This window comes from Butyricimonas faecalis (genome assembly GCF_003991565.1).
Taxonomy (GTDB): domain Bacteria; phylum Bacteroidota; class Bacteroidia; order Bacteroidales; family Marinifilaceae; genus Butyricimonas; species Butyricimonas faecalis.
In genome coordinates this window covers 92,286-108,347 of record NZ_CP032819.1, presented here as the reverse complement: position 1 = coordinate 108,347, position 16,062 = coordinate 92,286, and the positions used below count along the sequence as shown (strand labels likewise).

Here is a 16,062-nt window from a genome sequence, read left to right as displayed (position 1 = left end):
TATACTCTTATCATATTTCCATGCTTATTTCTAGGAAGTTTTTCCTAAACTTTGAAAAATAATAAAAGATCAAAATGTTTATTTTATATGTATTATAGATTTATACTACCATTAACCCTCCTCTTATTGGCATGCAACGGGAAAGAGAAACAAAAAAAAGAAGACGAGCAATATGCCAGAATCGAACAGCAGGACGAGAAGACCATCGTGAAAGCACAAGTAGCCCGGGAAGATCGGTTTAACTTGGAATTAGTGAGTAACGGAAAAGCAGAAGCTAATCGAAAAGCAACGCTCAATTTCGATGTGGCAGATGTTGTGAAAAAGGTGAACGTGAAAAACGGAGATCGGATAAGAAAAGGGGATATTATCGCGGAAGTGGATGATGAAAAAGCAAAACAAACGTTGGAAGATGCTCTGTTATCACTAAAAAAAGCCGTTCTTGATTTGAAATTATCTATTATAAACGAAGGATTTAAGACATTGGATGATACGATAAAGTTAACCGCATTGCGCAAAGAAGCCATGTACTTGCAATGCGGTTATACATCTAGTTTAAAAGCTTTCGAAAAAGCGGAAAAAGAGTACACGCTCATAAAAACCAGGGCTCCCTTTGACGGAATCATTGCCGACTTAGAGGCAAAACCCTATAATCAAACCTCTGTCTACAAATCTCTATGCACGCTTATTGACGATTCAAAAATGGAGGTCGTATTTAACGTACTGGAAACCGAAATCGGAAATCTCCATTCGGGCATGGAAGTAGAGATCACCCCTTACGCCAATCACAAATACACGCTGACCGGAAAGATCACGGAAGTAAATCCCCGCATTGACGAGAACGGCATGGTGAAAGTGAAAGCTGTCACAGATAACCAACAAAGGATACTGGTGGACGGAATGAACGTGAGCATATTGATCAAACGCCAGATCGATCACAAGATCATCATCCCCAAATCGGCCGTTCTCCCCCGACAAGGCAAAAAAGTTGTATTTGTATATCAAAAAGGAAAAGCCATGTGGCGATATGTCACCACAGGATACGAGAATAGCACGGAAGTCAGCGTGGAAGAGGGTATTTCCCCCGGTGACACCGTGATTTACGACAATAATCTCGGACTGTCACACATGAACACCGTTGTAATTGAAAATTGAAAATCATAAATCATTAAATCTAGAATTAACATGCGTTTATCCGCTTTTTCGATTAACACGATATTTGTTGTCATGATGCTTCTGGGTATCAGCTTAATCCCGAGGTTGTCATTACAATTGGAACCGTCATCCAGATCGAATAAGCTGAATGTTTCGTTTTCGTGGAACAATGCGAACCCAGAACTGCTGGAAACAGAAGTCACCACAAAACTGGAAGGTGCGTTTGCTCGAATACGAGGACTAAACGAGATACATTCCACCACGGGAAACGGCTACGGAGCTATCGAATTGACGCTTGACCCAAAAGAAAATATTGATGCCGTGAAATTGTACCTCTCCTCGATCATCCGTTCGGTTGCACCGGGCTTACCGGATGGAGTCCGCGTTTCAGGCGTTAGCGGCGGGGAAATACATGATGGACGGATACAGGAAACGGAACGCAGGTTATTGATGACATACGTGTTGACAGGCCCGGGAAACTCGAAAGAAGTGGGGAGTTTCGCGGAAGACCGGATCGTCCCGATTATTTCCACCATGCCCGGAGTCGAAAGCATGAACGTTACCGGAATCGTCCCGTTTGAATGGATCATGCAATACGACCGGGAATTATTTGCCGATATCGGTCTTTCGGCAAACGATATTTCCAATGCCGTTTCGGAGTACTATTTCCGAAAAGACGGCGGAAAGATTCTCACGGAAACCGTCCCCGAGAAAAAATATTCGTACCTCGTGTTTAAAGGCAATTCCGATGATGACAAAACAAACATCATGAACTTGCCGATCAAGGTGATCAACGGCAAAATCATCTATCTACACCATATCGTCGCACTCGATTACCAAGAAAGTGATCCCGGATCATACTACCGGATTAACGGGCTGAACCGGATAAACCTAAATGTATATGCCGAGAAAAATGCAAACATGATTGAACTTGCCGGACGGGTCAAAACAGAGATGGCACAACTGACGGAAGGTTTTCCTGAAAATTACTCGGTCAAGCTCATCCGGGACAACAGCACCGAAATCAAGGACGAGCTATCGCAAATTCTCAACCGGACAGGGGTGACCATCTTAATCCTACTCCTTTTCGTGTACCTCGTGAGTCGGGATTTCCGTTACCTTGGCATTATCACGATCTGCCTGCTTGCCAATTTGTCGATCGCCCTCGTGTTCTACTATTTTTTCAAAATAGAACTCCATCTTTACACCCTGGCCGGCATCACCGTGTCATTCGGTATCATCATTGACAGCGTGATCGTGATGACCGACCATTACCGCCACTTTCACAACCTGAAAGCCTTTCTAGCCGTACTGGCAGCCACGCTAACAACCGTGGGAGCGTTAACGGTAATTTTCAACATGGATAACACCATCATGAGGAACATGTGGGACTTTTCGGCTGTCATCATCATCAATCTGGGAGTATCCCTTGCCGTGGCTCTCTTTTTCGTGCCGGCACTCATGGAAAAAATTCCGCTAAAACGACAGAATCGTAAACGCAAGATACACCGCCAAAAACGAATTGTCCGTTTCAACAGAAGATATTTGCGTTTTGCCCGTTTCACGAGAAAGTATAAAAAGATTGCCATCATCATCACGCTTCTCGGTTTCGGATTTCCCGTGTTCCTACTCCCGTCGAGCATAGATCGGGAGAAACGGTACAGCGCGGCTTACAATACCGTTTTCGGGAGTGAAACCTATCTCACGATTAAACCTTATATAGATAAAGCCTTGGGGGGATCGCTCCGTCTGTTCATGGAAGGAGGCGGTGATACATGGTTACAAAGCCGAAAGGCCACAGAAAGCCAGAAAACACGATTAACCTTGAGCATGAACATGCCGCATGGCGCCACGATCAAACAAATGAACGAGGCCTTCGAGAAATTGGAAAACTTTCTTTCCGGATTCGAAACGATTGCCACGTTTACCTCCGATGTTTCCTCTGCCAATCGAGGTGAAATGGTGATCACCTTCCAGGAAGAGCACGAGAAAGACGGCTCCCCGGAACAGGTGAAAAACGAGCTGATACGCTTTGCCAACACGATCGGAAACGGGGATTCGGAGGTGAACGGCGTGGGACGCGGATTCTCGAACCGGACAAACGATGAATATCGAAGTGAAAGCATCAAAGTAATCGGTTACAATTATCGCAAGGTTCTGCAATACGCCGATATATTGAAACAACGTCTGGAAAAGAATATCCGGGTCAAGAAACTATACATCGGTAGCAACCGCTCCCCGAAAGCCAAAGCATTCGCCGTGGAGGTTGACAAAGGAAAACTGGCTCGCAATAACTCGAATATCAGTAACCTGCTGGGTAATTTACATTCGCTGACCTATTCCGGGATCTCTTCCACCCGGGCATACATAAATAATGAATACACCACGATTGACATCCGACCGGAGAAAAAAGTGGAGGCCAGCGTGTGGGACGTGAGAAACCGTCCCCTGCGGGGAGACAAATCGGTATTCCGCCTGGAAGACGTGGGAGACATCACGGAAGAAAAGAATTTCGAGAATATCACGAAAAGAAATCAAGAGTATGAAGTCGAAGTGCAATACGATTTTATCGGGGCTTATCGCCTGTCGGAGAAAGTAAAAGAACGAGAAATGAAGGCCATGAACCAGATGATGCCCGTCGGTTTTCGGGTGAAAGAAGGTAACGACTGGAAAAACTACTGGCAGAGAGATATTGGGGGAATTGATGCCCGTATCCTGTATATATTACTGGTCATCGGGATCATCTATTTCATTTGCGCCATTTTGTTGGAATCTTTGCGTCAGGCTGCAACGGTCATCTGTATCACTCCCATCTCGTTTATCGGTTGCTTTCTGGGAGGGTACTTTTTCGGCATCGGTTTTGACGAAGGTTGCCTAGCAGCCTTTATCTTGTTAAGCGGGCTATCGGTGAATGCTGTACTTTACATCTTAAACGATTACAACATCAAGGTCCGGGAAGGCGCTCCCCGGGGAATACGAACCTACATAAAAGCCTATAATGCCAAAATCATCCCCATTTTCCTAACGATTGCCTCTACCCTGTTGGGATTTATCCCCTTCTTGATCGGGGACATCAACCCCTTCTGGAAAAGCCTGGCCATCGGAACGATGAGCGGCCTGACCTTCTCGCTCCCGGTGTTGATCATTTATTTACCGATGACATTCCGTTCGCCCGTGGCGAGTTACAAGTTAATAGGTTGTAAGTTACAGGGTAAAAAAAAGTGTTGGTTTGTGGGGCGAAATTTAAAATCTAAAATCTAAAATCAATCTATGGTAAAGTTTTTATTACAACGCCCGGTAGCCGTCATCATGAGCACGATAGCCTTTATCGTACTAGGAATCGTGGCCTCTTTCCGATTGCCCGTGTCGCTCATGCCGGAAATCGATATTCCGGAGATTACCGTACATTATACTTGGGACAACGCTTCGATTAACGAGGTAGAGAATACACTTACCTCCGGGCTACGGGGACAGTTGCAACAGATACCGAAACTGACGGAAATACAATCGGAATCCAAGGAAGGGAGCGGCTTGATCACGATGAAATTCGAGTATGGCACCTCACTGGATTATGCCTTTATCGAGGTGAACCAGAAAGTGGATGCCTGTGTGAATAACTTCCCGAAAGAGGTGCAACGTCCGACGATCATCAAAGCCTCCACTTCCGATCTGCCTGTATTTTACATTCATATCAACCTGAAAGAATATGATTCGGAAGAGAAATTCTTGGAATTCTGTGAATTTACCGATGCCGTACTGAAAAAAAGGCTGGAGCAGTTGCCGGATGTTGCCATGGTAGACATCAGCGGAATGTACTCTCCCGAACTCTATATACTCCCGGATGAAGCCAAGCTGAGAAGCCTGAAAATCACACAGGATCAACTAAAATCAGCCATCGACAATAACAATCAAGTTTCGGGAAGTCTTTCCGTAAAAGACGGGTATTACCTGTACAGCATCAGTTTTGCTTCCCAAATCACCTCCCCGGAAGAGCTGGAAAACGTTTACTTGAACATCAACGGCAGACTTCTGCAAATCAAGGACATTGCCCATTCCGGTATTCGCCCGAGAGAAAAAAGAGGCATATTCTTTCACGAAGACAAGCAATCCCTCTGTTTGGCGGTGATCAAACAATCCAATGCACGGATGTCGGCCATGAAAGAGAAGGTCACGGAACTACTTGACCAATTTCGGGAAGAGTATCCGGACGTGGAGTTTTCCGTCTCCCGAGATCAAGCACTATTACTAAACTACTCGATCGACAATCTTGTACAGAGTCTCTGGCAAGGAATATTACTGGCCATCGTGACCATGCTGTTTTTTCTGAAAGATGCCCGGTCACCTGTAATTATCGCAATCAGTATTCCCGTTTCGGTCGTGATCAGCATGTTATTTTTTCAACTAGCCGGCATCTCGATCAACACGATTTCACTATCGGGGTTAATACTCGGGGTCGGGATGATGGTGGATAATTCCATTATCACCATTGATAATATCAACCAGCACCGGACGAGAGGAAAATCCCTGTTCCAAGCCTGTTTGGACGGAACAAACGAAATCATCACACCCCTCCTTTCTTCGGTACTGACTACCTGTGCTATATTTGTCCCGTTAATTTTCATGAGCGGTATTGCCGGAGCCCTGTTCTACGATCAGGCAATGGCCGTGGCCATTGGATTATTCGTTTCGCTGGCCGTTTCGATCACGATCGTCCCGGTCGTGTTCCACTTGTTATTCATACACGCCAAGGAGGGGAAAGCAACTCGCTTTATCCAACGCATTAGTTTCAAGCACCTTGAAGATTATTACACGAGTATATTTCATTTTATCTTTCGTCACAAGTTGATTGTCATGAGTGCTTGTCTTTTGATTCTCGTGCTCGGTTTCGTGCTGGCATTTCAATTACGTTTGGAGCGTATGCCGACAATCGATACGAATGAAATGATCCTACGGGTAGATTGGAATTCCAGTATCCACATGGACGAAAACGAGCTCCGGGTGAAAAATATTATTGAACGATTTGGTAATACATGTGAAGAAATCAGTTGTCACGCGGGAGAAAAGATGTTTTTCCTTAACCGGGAAAAGAACCAGAACATCAACGAGGCCGAATTTTACATACGTACCCTCCATGCCGAAGAACTGGAACAAGTTATCTCCTCCATCCGGGAATACATCAAGGCGGACTACCCGGCGGCAAAGGTCGATATTGCCAAGGTGGACAACCTGTTCGAACAATTGTTCAAAGACAATGACGTCCCACTAGTCGCGTACTTTAGCGGAGAATCCCGTCGGGGCGGCCCGGAACTGGATAGCGTGAACACGTTCATCGAATACCTTGATTCGATTATGCCGACACTACAACTAGACAAACCTTCAACGTCCGAACGCATCGTGGTTGAAATTCTACCGGACAGGCTAGCCCTGTACAAAGTCAATCAAGGAGCCTTGATTAACGTGCTGGAAAAAAACATCAGTAAAATGAATATCGGGAAATTAAACACGGGTAGCCGATATGTCCCGATCGTTATCACGGGAGAAGAAAAAACTATTCTCGACATTATCCACTCCTCTTTCGTGAGCAATAGCGACCAATTGGATATTCCCATCTCTGCCCTAACCCGTATGGAAAGGAAATTGGATTACAAGAGCATCATCGGACGTAAAGAGGGGGTTGTTGTCCCGCTAAACATCTATCATGTCGGTGATTCCACGGCACAAATCATACAGAGGATTAAAAAAGAAGCCGGTAATCGAAGTTTAAATACCACGTTTGACGGACAATATTTTTCCGGTCAGGAAACCCTTTGGGAAATGGTCGTCGTGGTCATCGTGGCCATTCTCATGCTCTATTTTATTCTTGCCGCACAATTTGAATCGCTGACCCTACCGATAATCCTTCTCGTTGAAATTCCACTGGACGTGGCTTTCACGCTACTTATCCTGTGGTTGTCCGGAATCTCTCTCAACCTGATGTCCATGATCGGAATCGTGGTGATGAGTGGTATCGTGATCAACGACTCGATCTTAAAGATTGACACGATCATACGCCTACAGCGGTCAGGTCTCGCGTTGGAAGAAGCGATTCACGAAGGAGGTGTACGGCGGTTAAAACCCATTCTAATGACCAGCCTGACCACCATTTTCGCCCTCGTTCCCATGTTGTGGGGGAATGACATCGGAACACAACTACAACGCCCCATGTCCATCACGCTGATTGCCGGAATGACGGTCGGGACCTTTGTCAGTTTATTTATCATTCCCTTGTTTTACTACTATTTAGAACGTATTTTTATCTCAAGAAAAAAATGAAAAAAGTAATCAAATCCATATTCCAGTACGTGGGAGCTATCTTGCTAGCCATCGTGATTGCTGCCCTGTTGCGCTTTTTTATCGTGGACTTTTACAGCATCCCTTCCGACTCGATGTACCCCACCATCGAACCGGGCGATTTTATCGTGGTAAACAAATTGTACATGGGAGCCCGTTTTTACAAAAACTTCGACTTTTTGGACGGCTCACACCCGGAAACCGTACGGGTATCTGGATTTGCTTCATTGAAACGCAATGACGTGATCGTTTTCAATTTCCCCACACACACGAATGGTCGCTGGGACATGGATTTAGGGACATTTTACGTGAAACGATGTATTGCTCTGCCGGGCGACACGCTATCAATCATCAAAGGTATCAATCACGTCAACGGCAAGACGGGGTTCGGAAACATGGAAGAGCAGCAACGCTTACATCATTACCACGGGGAGTACGCCCCGGGAATTTACAACGCTTACCCCTTTGATTATTGGCATCGCTGGAATATTCAGGACTTCGGTCCCCTGTACCTTCCTGCCGCAGGAACCACCATCCTGATCGACACGCTGAATTTCTCGCTCTATCGTCACCTGATCGCCTACGAAACCCAAATTCCCGTACATGTGCAACAGCGCCAGCTCTACATCCGGGATTCCCTAGTTCGGGAATACACGTTTCAAAAAAACTGGTACTTCGTGGCCGGAGACCAAGTCTTCAACTCCCGGGATTCCCGTTATATCGGTCCCATCCCTGAAGACTTTATCGTGGGCAAAGCCTCGTTCGTCCTCACCTCAAAAGATCCGCACACGAAGGACTACGTGTGGCGGAGATTTTTCAAGAAAATAAAATAAAGGGGAATTATATCTTTAAGCAATAAAAACATAGATAATAGAAGAGGAAAACTTTGATAATCATATAGATTTTTATACATTTGCGGATGAGAATGCTGAGTGTATACTAAAGGAAAGAATGAGTTCATTTATAAATATTTAATTAAAAAATCAGAACTATGTTAGGATCTATATTTACTTGCTCATTGTTGTGTTATTACTTGTTTCTATGTGGAAAGTATACGAAAAAGCAGGAAGACAAGGCTGGGAAGGTATTATTCCTATTTATAATCTTTACGTGATGCTTCAAATCATCAATAGACCGTGGTGGTGGCTTTTGATCATGATTTTTGTTCCTATCGCGAATATTATCTTCTCCATTATCGCTTTAAAAGAGTTTTTGGAGAAATTTGGAAAAGGCATTGGATTCACCATCGCAACTATTTTCTTCCCTTATATCACCTTCCCGATACTAGCATTCGGAGATGATCAGTTTAAGAATGAATAATTCGCTACATATATGCAAAATAAAAACCGGCAAAGTGCCGGTTTTTTTACGAATATCTCTGGACATGACCTATTAGCGATCATAATTGTTTTGAATTACTTCTATAATATGACTTAACCTTTATAGTCTTCCCCGTTTAAATAAATTAGTAACCCTTCCACAGCATCTTCCAATAAATCCAACACCAACTCAAACCCGGAATCCCCACCATAATAAGGGTCGGGAACGCTATCCCGGTAAGAGAAACGCTGACAGAAATCTGTCATCTTGTGTATTTTATTTCTTTCTTCTTCGGAAGTAGCCATACGTTGCAAGTCACGGATATTCTGGTCATCCATGCCGATAATCATATCGAAATCAGAAAAATCAGCATCCGGATAAAACTTTCGAGACAAACTGGTCAAATCATAACCTCTTCTTATCGCATGACTCTGCATCCGTCTATCTGCCGGATCACCGGAATGATAGCCACTAATACCAGCCGAATCAATGTAATATTGTTCTTCTAATCCTCTTTCCTTCACGTAATATTTCATAATCGCCTCTGCACTCGGAGAACGGCATATATTACCCAAGCAAACAAACAATATTCTTTTCTTCATATTGATTATAAAATAATTAAAATATTATCATTTAAAATAGTTTACTATATAGTTTACAAAAAATATCATGATTTATGGAACAAAAATAAAGAGTTTACTCATATTCTCCCTATTACAAATTCAGCTTACTATTCAAATTTCACGAAAATCAATACTAAAACTTGGAACAAGTCCATATTTTGCATAACAATTTCTCATTATTTCGACAAGTTTTTCTGACGTAATATTAATATTCCCTTTTGTTTCGGGAACAATTACTGCATCATGAATATGGACAGCCCGGATACGCTTGGCATATAAATTTGATAGAATATCATGAAATATTACTGATTCCAATTTCATCATTGCGACAGAAAGAGATGCTGTTTCCTTGTCAGCGTGAATATCATTTTCCTTGATATAGCTAGAAATTTTTTTATCCTTAGCCGGATTCTTCCATCTGGCGATTAACTTATAAACACTTGGATATTCCCCGGCAAACTCTTTTCCAAATTTTTTCCACGCCAAACCAACTTTATTGGAATAAAACACCTCGGCAAACATTATTTGCTTTAGCTCGTTTCGGTCAACCTCTGTATGTCTTGCTAGAAACTCGTCCCAAAATTGCCCGGTTGATGTCATGTAGATGTAAGCTAGTTCGTCCGGTGACAACTTTGTAATTTCATCTAACTCTATATTATTGTTTTTTAATTCGTTATAAAGATATTTACCAACATAATGATTAGATTGTGTCTCAATTTCTTCTTTCTTTGATAATATGAAATTGATTATGCTATTTGATGAAGATATTGATATGTTCTTGTAATTGAAAATGAAATATATGAATAAAACAGGATGTGAATTACGTGCATCAATTTGGTATTTTATATTCAAGTACTGTTTTAACTCTCTTTGCAAACTTGTTAAAACATGGTAAATTCTTCTTGACTTGTCAATATTAAATATCGAGTAATGACCTCGGGATATATAGTCTATCACGTAATTGTAATAGTTTCTTTTATCCGGGTTTTGTTTAATTTGTTCTCGCACGTAAGATTGTAAGCCTTCTTTATCCTTTATTTTCACCATGTTCAAGGATTTCATGTAGTTTTCCTTGAATCTAGCGCCATAAAGGTCTTCCAGTTGCTTTTCCTTGTACTGGTAATAGTTCTTCAATAGACTTTTCAATTTTTCGATATACTTGATAATTGTTCTGTTAGAGGTTTGAAATAATTCCGTTTTATGGAGAAGTTGGTAATTTGTAGAGTAATAACCGGCCAAATAATCTGGAGCATTCTCGTAATGTATTCGTTCTATTAAATTCATTTGTATTAGGACATCCAGCATGTTTCTGTAATCCGGACCTAACACAGCCTTCAATATTTCTGCATTTACCGGGGCATGTCCATGTTCGTTTGTTGAACATCTATATATTATAGCGTGACACAAGAACACACCTTTCCATGTTATCTTTTCTTCTGATTGCAGGGGCTTTCTTGGTTTAACTGGAATTTTTACTGGTTCTAAATCTTTGATTTGTACTTGGTCTTCTTTAGATACAGGAATGTTTATATCATTATAAGATTCTGAATAATCTAAAATAAAGGTCTTGGTACAAGATTCCCTGTATAATTCTATGAATTTATCATTGTCAAATTCCTTAAATCGATATATAAAGTAGTTCTCCGGCATACTCGTCTTTTTTTCAAATATACTATAAATATAATAATACATCAAGTAGTTCAAATGTAGTTCAACTATTTGAACTATTTAATAAAAAAAATAGCCCCCACTCTATCAGTACGGACGAGATGGTGTGCGAAAATTTTTCCAGTGAAAAAATGAATTGATGTAACATTTTTAGTTCAACCTATATTTATATATAAACTAAAACAAATGAATAACCAAGTGAAATACGACTTAGACAATTCGACCCGAGAAAAAATGCGACAAAAAAAATTAGGAGCTAACAATCCAAATTATGGTAAACCACGAACCCCTGCCACAAAAGCAAAGATTGCTTTATCACAGCGCAAAAGTTGGACGCAACGAAAAACTGGCCAGAACCATGAAAAGGATAATGCCTATTTTGGAAATATTGAATTCAATAGCAAAGAGGAAGCAATTGATTTTTTTGAAGAATTGAACCGAAAACATGGTAAAACGATAATCATTTCAGAGAGTAAATTCGAGGCCTTGATTGACTTTTTACTAGAAAAATGCATTTGTGTTGATAGTAATGTATGCCATTCTTAAATCTTTATATGCCTCATTCAATATGATTATTACCTTTGAAAGAGCATCAATATAAGCATTCATTTCTATATCCCTCACATATAATCTATCGGTAGTGGGGTGTATGTTTTCAAAATTCTTTTCATTTTCAGGGATTGGTTTTAGAATCCGATATGAATTATTTAATTGATACACGACAAAAGCAGCGTAATCTTTAATAACAACTTCTATATAGTTTTGATTTATAGAGCATTTATTAGTATCTTTATTATAAAATTTGTCATCATACCATTCAATTCTTTTATATTTTCTTTTTTTAGTAATTAACGTAACATCATCCCACCTGTCAGAATAATATATTGTGTCATTTTTCTGTTTGTTTAAAATTAGCGAAACCTCTGTTGTTTCTCCCTTATATATCTTTAAATCAAAACTATCCATTGCATTTAATTTATGCATGCCTATATAAACGTACGCATAATCACTAAATGCAGGAGTATATATTGCCAAGATTTTGTTTGTCATGGGAATTTTGTAATAAAATGTTGTTTCCTCGCATGAACTAATTAGTACTATAAATAAAATTAGGAGTAACGATTTTTTTAATTTCATACTATATTATAATTAAAAATTCCGCTAAAATAAACCAAATAGCTTAAAATAAGCAATTTAGAATTTCTTATCAATTACGTTTCATCAAATACAATAAGATAACTTGAATCATACCTATTCTGTATGCAAATCCTTGATAATAGGTATGTCATAAAGGCCTTTACACAAGGTAACTTTTACTGTGTCACCTTGGTCGCATTTTTTATAGATGTCAGAATCATCCAAGCAATAGTATTCATTGTTATCTAAAAATATTAAGTTCACATTATACGTTGAAAAACTAATATGCTTAGCATGACTATCTCTTTTATTATATTTCTTGCCCATAACATATGCGTCTCTATGGTATGATTCAGAATTAGCAAACCAATAATTAGTTGTTACAAACAATGTAATCAATATGCCCGTAATAACGATGCCGATACAGCCCCCGAACAAGATGCTCAAAAATATTATTATTTTCTTCTTTATTCCTACAACTAATAATAAAACAATAATTGTTATAACAGGAATGATTCCCCATAGCCAAAATGGGAAAGCGATGATAGTATGTGAAAAGATACTCTGAATATAATGGCATATCATTATGAATACAAAAGCATAAATAATTGATGATATCCACTTCATAATCTTATTTTTCCTTATGCACTCGGCTAAGTGTACAAGACGATTGAACCAATCACTATTTGAGACCTGTTCAAAAGTATTAAATTTTTCTATCTTTCTACTTGACATAATAATCATATTTCTATTTTTCTGTTAACCAATTGGTACGTTTTATTCCGAAATTATTCCAATCCCAATGCTGATAAAAAACATTTGAACGTTGAGTCGCTCGCCTCTTTGCCAGAGGCTTGCTCCCATGCCGCCCTTGCCTTGCTCACGCTCTGTCTGTCTTGTTCTATTGCACGGCACACTGCTTCCTCGTCCGAACTGTCAATGATAGGTTTCCGACCTCTGCCAAGACGAGTTTTCAACCTATCGATGCCTTCGGACTTGAAACGTTTTACCCAAGCGTTTACACTCACGTGCTCATTTTCGTCTGCGCTCCCGCCGCTGCCGAAGACAGTCCGTCTGCTTTCAGTAACACAGCACGACAACACATACGGAAACAATGCTTTTCGCCTAAGCGAAATCCTTTTTCGAGTGCGAGGCGTTTCGCCTCTGTCAACTCCAATACTTTTGGCTTTCCCATTAATCATAAAACGAGAAATATCAAGAAATATTTTGTATAAACTAAATTTGTTTACTTATGGTGAAATGCTCTATTTGGGAGACTCTTCTTCACTTATATTAGTTGAAGATATATTTTTGCGGTGTTAACCTACGATATACTCTATCGGAGTAAAAAGCTCAATATCATTGTTCTCAACTAATTCTTCTATTGAAGATTTTACAATTTTCCAAAGTTTGGATGTCTCATATTCTTCATATGGATGTTTCATTTTTTGTTCTTATTTTTAGGACCATTAGGCCAAATTTGTTGTTCATTATAATCAATTTCCTTAACCTTCTATCAGAATTTATTATTATTTTATATTTTTTTACGCTACATATTTGTCGACTTGATACATGTTTTGCGCAAAATGAAAGAATAAACAATATACGAGAAGATAATGGGTAATATGTTGAATATTCCCAGCCATACAAATGCAATGATGCTAAAAGACAGAAAACCGCCATTGGTTATAGTCAAAGAAATGATGACAAGCAAAAGCAACACGACACAACCATTCAATCCTAAGTGCCATTTCAGCAAAGCATTCTTTCCGTTTGACTTCACTAAAATCCAAGCAAGCACAGCAATGTTTACATTCAACAAGGATATACAAGCAGAAAGGATTACGCCCCCATAACCTCCCAAATATAAAACTATAGAAGGGACTATGTAAGCGATAAATGTAACTATGGCAACTGAGAGTAAATATGTCTTAATACCTTTATTTCTTAGTTTCATTTTATATCAATTTTTAACCAGTAAAACACTCATTAAAACATCATGAATGTACAGCAAATGAACAATTGTTTCAATAAATTAAACATCCTTTTCACGTATTCCATAGCTCTTTTGGATTAAAAAAAACGAATGAATTGAAACACAACAAAAACAACGGTGTGTTGTGTTTCTCATTGGTCATTTTTTTTAGAAATTGTCAATAAAACACCTTTCCGGATAATACAATGTTTATTTTGATATGGTTTTTCGTGAGATAAACCAAAGTTGCGCAACGAACCATAACTAATCCCAAGGGTTTTACTATCGAAAAATTGATAAATTGCAGCCAAGCTACCCAAATAATAATGTTCTCCATTCATTTCTAGATGAATAACAGTTCTCTCTTGTTTCCCTTTTTTCACCACGTGTTCAATTTTTATGCAAAGATAATTAAATATGACGGATACTCAATATTTGTCATATTTTTCTTATTGAAAACTTGCATATATTAAATATATGTCATATATTTGTTATGTAATCAAAACAAAAAAAGAACATGAAAACAAGATATGATGCAGATTGGATTATAAAGACTGCGATGGGAATATACAACTTGACCGTAAAATACAACTCTCGTTTCACAATGGAAAAAGCTATTACAAGGGCAACAGAAAGAGCACAAAGATTAAATGAAGCACTTGCCGACCCGACGTGTGAAATAGATGAACATGACCATATCATCAAAGTATACGATTTCAAAAACATCCAATCACTTGACTCAATTTACGGGTACAAAATGTATTGTGGAGATTAATTTTGTAACGCATAAATAATAAGGCATGAAAGCACTGACTATTAATACGAACAACATTATTATGAACACCGTTAAATGTGTTCACAATAACATGGACATAGCAACAGCGATGAGAAAAGGGCTTATGTTAGAAATCCTGAAAAAGCGCATGATGCGAGGTGAGGTTGTTCGCTTCTGTTATCAAAAACTTAATAGCAGTATTCGCTTTGCGGTTGGAACACTACAAGCTGAAGCAGTACAATCCAAAATAACAGGAAATGGACTTTCGAAACGTTATTTCAACATGTTCGTCTATATTGATTTACAAAAAATGGCATGGCGAGGATTTAAGCCAGAAAAGCTAATCGGAATTATAGATTAAAATAATATTCACTTCCATGAAGTCTGAATATGAATTGATTATCAGTACAGTAATTTAAAATAGGCTATAAAGTATTTCAGAAATAAAGAAAAAATCTAAAAAGTGAATGTTATGAGTTTGAAAAATAGTTACACAACGAGCGATTATGTGGAGTGGAACGCAATGTTGAATCTTGTTAGAAGGCTATACAGGGATGGGAACATTCGAATGAGCCTCTTGATTTCTTGCGGCTGTTTTTTTGGTCTTAGAATTAGTGACCTTTTATCTCTAAAATGGGAACAAATACTCAATAGCAGTACTTTAGTCATTATCGAGAAGAAAACGAGAAAAAGGCGAGTAATTAAAATCAATTCTCAACTACAAGGGCATATCAAAGATTGTTATGACCAATTAAATATCTCGGACAACACCGAGCCTTGTTTTCTTAGCCGAAAGAAAACGATTTACACCATACAGAGAATTAATGTGGTATTTAAAGAAATAAAGAAGAAGTATAATTTAAAAGTAGACCATTTCTCCACACATTCAATGCGAAAGACTTTTGGACGCCAAATTGTAACAATGGCGGGAGAACAAGCAGAATTCGCATTGATAAAATTGAGTGAATTATTTAATCATAGCGATGTCATGACTACTCGACGGTATCTAGGATTAAGAACTGAGGAATTGTTAGAAACTTACGATTTGTTAAATTTCTAAAATAATCAACTCATTCATTAAA

At 39.3% G+C, this 16,062-nt stretch carries 17 protein-coding genes; 9 read left to right on the top strand and 8 right to left on the bottom strand.

Going from position 1 to position 16,062, the window contains the following annotated elements; translation table 11 throughout:
• The first annotated feature begins 87 nt into the window (after nt 1-87).
• The 5 genes from D8S85_RS00415 to D8S85_RS00395 all read left to right on the top strand — a co-directional run bounded on the left by D8S85_RS00415 (nt 88) and on the right by D8S85_RS00395 (nt 8,802).
• A complete protein-coding gene (locus tag D8S85_RS00415) occupies nt 88-1,152 on the top strand; it encodes an efflux RND transporter periplasmic adaptor subunit (RefSeq protein ID WP_127074674.1) in 1,065 nt (354 codons plus the stop codon).
• A 30-nt stretch (nt 1,153-1,182) separates the two neighbouring features.
• On the top strand, nt 1,183-4,413 hold the full coding sequence (locus D8S85_RS00410; protein WP_127074673.1) for an efflux RND transporter permease subunit: 3,231 nt from the start codon (nt 1,183-1,185) through the stop codon (nt 4,411-4,413).
• 9 nt (nt 4,414-4,422) lie between these two features.
• A complete protein-coding gene (locus D8S85_RS00405; RefSeq protein WP_127074672.1) occupies nt 4,423-7,464 on the top strand; it encodes an efflux RND transporter permease subunit in 3,042 nt (1,013 codons plus the stop codon).
• Nucleotides 7,461-8,315 carry a signal peptidase I gene (gene lepB, locus D8S85_RS00400; protein ID WP_127074671.1) on the top strand — a complete coding sequence of 285 codons (855 nt, stop codon included), beginning with the start codon at nt 7,461-7,463 and terminating at the stop codon, nt 8,313-8,315. The genes D8S85_RS00405 and lepB overlap by 4 nt, the downstream gene beginning before the upstream one ends.
• A 208-nt stretch (nt 8,316-8,523) precedes the next feature.
• Nucleotides 8,524-8,802 carry a DUF5684 domain-containing protein gene (locus D8S85_RS00395; RefSeq protein WP_127074670.1) on the top strand — a complete coding sequence of 93 codons (279 nt, stop codon included), beginning with the start codon at nt 8,524-8,526 and terminating at the stop codon, nt 8,800-8,802.
• Nucleotides 8,803-8,915: 113 nt separating this feature from the next.
• Here D8S85_RS00395 and D8S85_RS00390 read toward each other — a convergent pair whose 3' ends face one another.
• Together D8S85_RS00390 and D8S85_RS00385 are read right to left on the bottom strand one after the other, a co-directional pair.
• On the bottom strand, nt 8,916-9,404 hold the full coding sequence (locus D8S85_RS00390; protein WP_205702816.1) for a low molecular weight protein-tyrosine-phosphatase: 489 nt from the start codon (nt 9,402-9,404) through the stop codon (nt 8,916-8,918).
• 132 nt (nt 9,405-9,536) lie between these two features.
• Nucleotides 9,537-11,075 (bottom strand): hypothetical protein, encoded by a 1,539-nt coding sequence (locus D8S85_RS00385; protein WP_127074668.1) that lies wholly within the window; start codon nt 11,073-11,075, stop codon nt 9,537-9,539.
• A 204-nt stretch (nt 11,076-11,279) separates the two neighbouring features.
• Between D8S85_RS00385 and D8S85_RS00380 the strand changes: the two genes are divergently transcribed.
• Nucleotides 11,280-11,639, top strand: coding sequence for an NUMOD3 domain-containing DNA-binding protein (locus tag D8S85_RS00380; RefSeq protein ID WP_127074667.1), 360 nt, complete (start codon nt 11,280-11,282; stop codon nt 11,637-11,639).
• On the opposite strand, the gene D8S85_RS00375 is transcribed toward D8S85_RS00380, so the two are convergent.
• The 6 genes from D8S85_RS00375 to D8S85_RS00355 form a co-directional block, all read right to left on the bottom strand.
• The gene (locus D8S85_RS00375; RefSeq protein WP_127074666.1) at nt 11,595-12,230 is read right to left on the bottom strand and encodes a hypothetical protein; all 636 of its coding nucleotides are present in this window, start codon (nt 12,228-12,230) and stop codon (nt 11,595-11,597) included. The genes D8S85_RS00380 and D8S85_RS00375 overlap by 45 nt on opposite strands.
• 114 nt (nt 12,231-12,344) lie before the next feature.
• Nucleotides 12,345-12,965, bottom strand: a complete 621-nt coding sequence (locus D8S85_RS00370) for a hypothetical protein (protein WP_127074665.1) — start codon at nt 12,963-12,965, stop codon at nt 12,345-12,347.
• A gap of 53 nt (nt 12,966-13,018) precedes the next feature.
• Complete coding sequence (locus D8S85_RS21720; protein WP_240648780.1) at nt 13,019-13,258, bottom strand: helix-turn-helix domain-containing protein; 240 nt, start codon at nt 13,256-13,258, stop codon at nt 13,019-13,021.
• On the bottom strand, nt 13,255-13,425 hold the full coding sequence (locus tag D8S85_RS21715) for a hypothetical protein (RefSeq protein WP_240648776.1): 171 nt from the start codon (nt 13,423-13,425) through the stop codon (nt 13,255-13,257). The genes D8S85_RS21720 and D8S85_RS21715 overlap by 4 nt, the downstream gene beginning before the upstream one ends.
• Nucleotides 13,426-13,779: 354 nt before the next feature.
• Nucleotides 13,780-14,187 carry a hypothetical protein gene (locus tag D8S85_RS00360; protein ID WP_127074664.1) on the bottom strand — a complete coding sequence of 136 codons (408 nt, stop codon included), beginning with the start codon at nt 14,185-14,187 and terminating at the stop codon, nt 13,780-13,782.
• Between the two features lie 170 nt (nt 14,188-14,357).
• Nucleotides 14,358-14,591, bottom strand: a complete 234-nt coding sequence (locus D8S85_RS00355) for a hypothetical protein (protein WP_127074663.1) — start codon at nt 14,589-14,591, stop codon at nt 14,358-14,360.
• Nucleotides 14,592-14,722: 131 nt separating this feature from the next.
• Here D8S85_RS00355 and D8S85_RS00350 point away from each other — a divergent pair, with 131 nt between their 5' ends.
• The 3 genes from D8S85_RS00350 (at nt 14,723) to D8S85_RS00340 (ending at nt 16,040) form a co-directional block, all read left to right on the top strand.
• Nucleotides 14,723-14,980 (top strand): hypothetical protein, encoded by a 258-nt coding sequence (locus D8S85_RS00350; RefSeq protein WP_127074662.1) that lies wholly within the window; start codon nt 14,723-14,725, stop codon nt 14,978-14,980.
• Between the two features lie 25 nt (nt 14,981-15,005).
• Nucleotides 15,006-15,341: an SH3 beta-barrel fold-containing protein gene (locus D8S85_RS00345; RefSeq protein WP_127074661.1), complete on the top strand. Its 336-nt coding sequence runs from the start codon at nt 15,006-15,008 to the stop codon at nt 15,339-15,341.
• 111 nt (nt 15,342-15,452) lie between these two features.
• Nucleotides 15,453-16,040, top strand: coding sequence for a tyrosine-type recombinase/integrase (locus D8S85_RS00340; protein ID WP_106624320.1), 588 nt, complete (start codon nt 15,453-15,455; stop codon nt 16,038-16,040).
• The last annotated feature ends 22 nt before the right edge of the window (nt 16,041-16,062 follow it).

Excerpts from the sequence above, each read along its gene's own strand:
- D8S85_RS00415 (WP_127074674.1), top strand. The coding sequence starts at position 88 with ATGTATTATAGATTTATACTACCATTAACCCTCCTCTTATTGGCATGC.
- D8S85_RS00410 (WP_127074673.1), top strand. The coding sequence starts at position 1,183 with ATGCGTTTATCCGCTTTTTCGATTAACACGATATTTGTTGTCATGATG.
- D8S85_RS00405 (WP_127074672.1), top strand. The coding sequence starts at position 4,423 with ATGGTAAAGTTTTTATTACAACGCCCGGTAGCCGTCATCATGAGCACG.
- lepB (WP_127074671.1), top strand. The coding sequence starts at position 7,461 with ATGAAAAAAGTAATCAAATCCATATTCCAGTACGTGGGAGCTATCTTG.
- D8S85_RS00395 (WP_127074670.1), top strand. The coding sequence starts at position 8,524 with ATGTGGAAAGTATACGAAAAAGCAGGAAGACAAGGCTGGGAAGGTATT.
- D8S85_RS00390 (WP_205702816.1), bottom strand. The coding sequence starts at position 9,404 with ATGAAGAAAAGAATATTGTTTGTTTGCTTGGGTAATATATGCCGTTCT.
- D8S85_RS00385 (WP_127074668.1), bottom strand. The coding sequence starts at position 11,075 with ATGCCGGAGAACTACTTTATATATCGATTTAAGGAATTTGACAATGAT.
- D8S85_RS00380 (WP_127074667.1), top strand. The coding sequence starts at position 11,280 with ATGAATAACCAAGTGAAATACGACTTAGACAATTCGACCCGAGAAAAA.
- D8S85_RS00375 (WP_127074666.1), bottom strand. The coding sequence starts at position 12,230 with ATGAAATTAAAAAAATCGTTACTCCTAATTTTATTTATAGTACTAATT.
- D8S85_RS00370 (WP_127074665.1), bottom strand. The coding sequence starts at position 12,965 with ATGTCAAGTAGAAAGATAGAAAAATTTAATACTTTTGAACAGGTCTCA.
- D8S85_RS21715 (WP_240648776.1), bottom strand. The coding sequence starts at position 13,425 with ATGGGAAAGCCAAAAGTATTGGAGTTGACAGAGGCGAAACGCCTCGCA.
- D8S85_RS00360 (WP_127074664.1), bottom strand. The coding sequence starts at position 14,187 with ATGAAACTAAGAAATAAAGGTATTAAGACATATTTACTCTCAGTTGCC.
- D8S85_RS00350 (WP_127074662.1), top strand. The coding sequence starts at position 14,723 with ATGAAAACAAGATATGATGCAGATTGGATTATAAAGACTGCGATGGGA.
- D8S85_RS00345 (WP_127074661.1), top strand. The coding sequence starts at position 15,006 with ATGAAAGCACTGACTATTAATACGAACAACATTATTATGAACACCGTT.
- D8S85_RS00340 (WP_106624320.1), top strand. The coding sequence starts at position 15,453 with ATGAGTTTGAAAAATAGTTACACAACGAGCGATTATGTGGAGTGGAAC.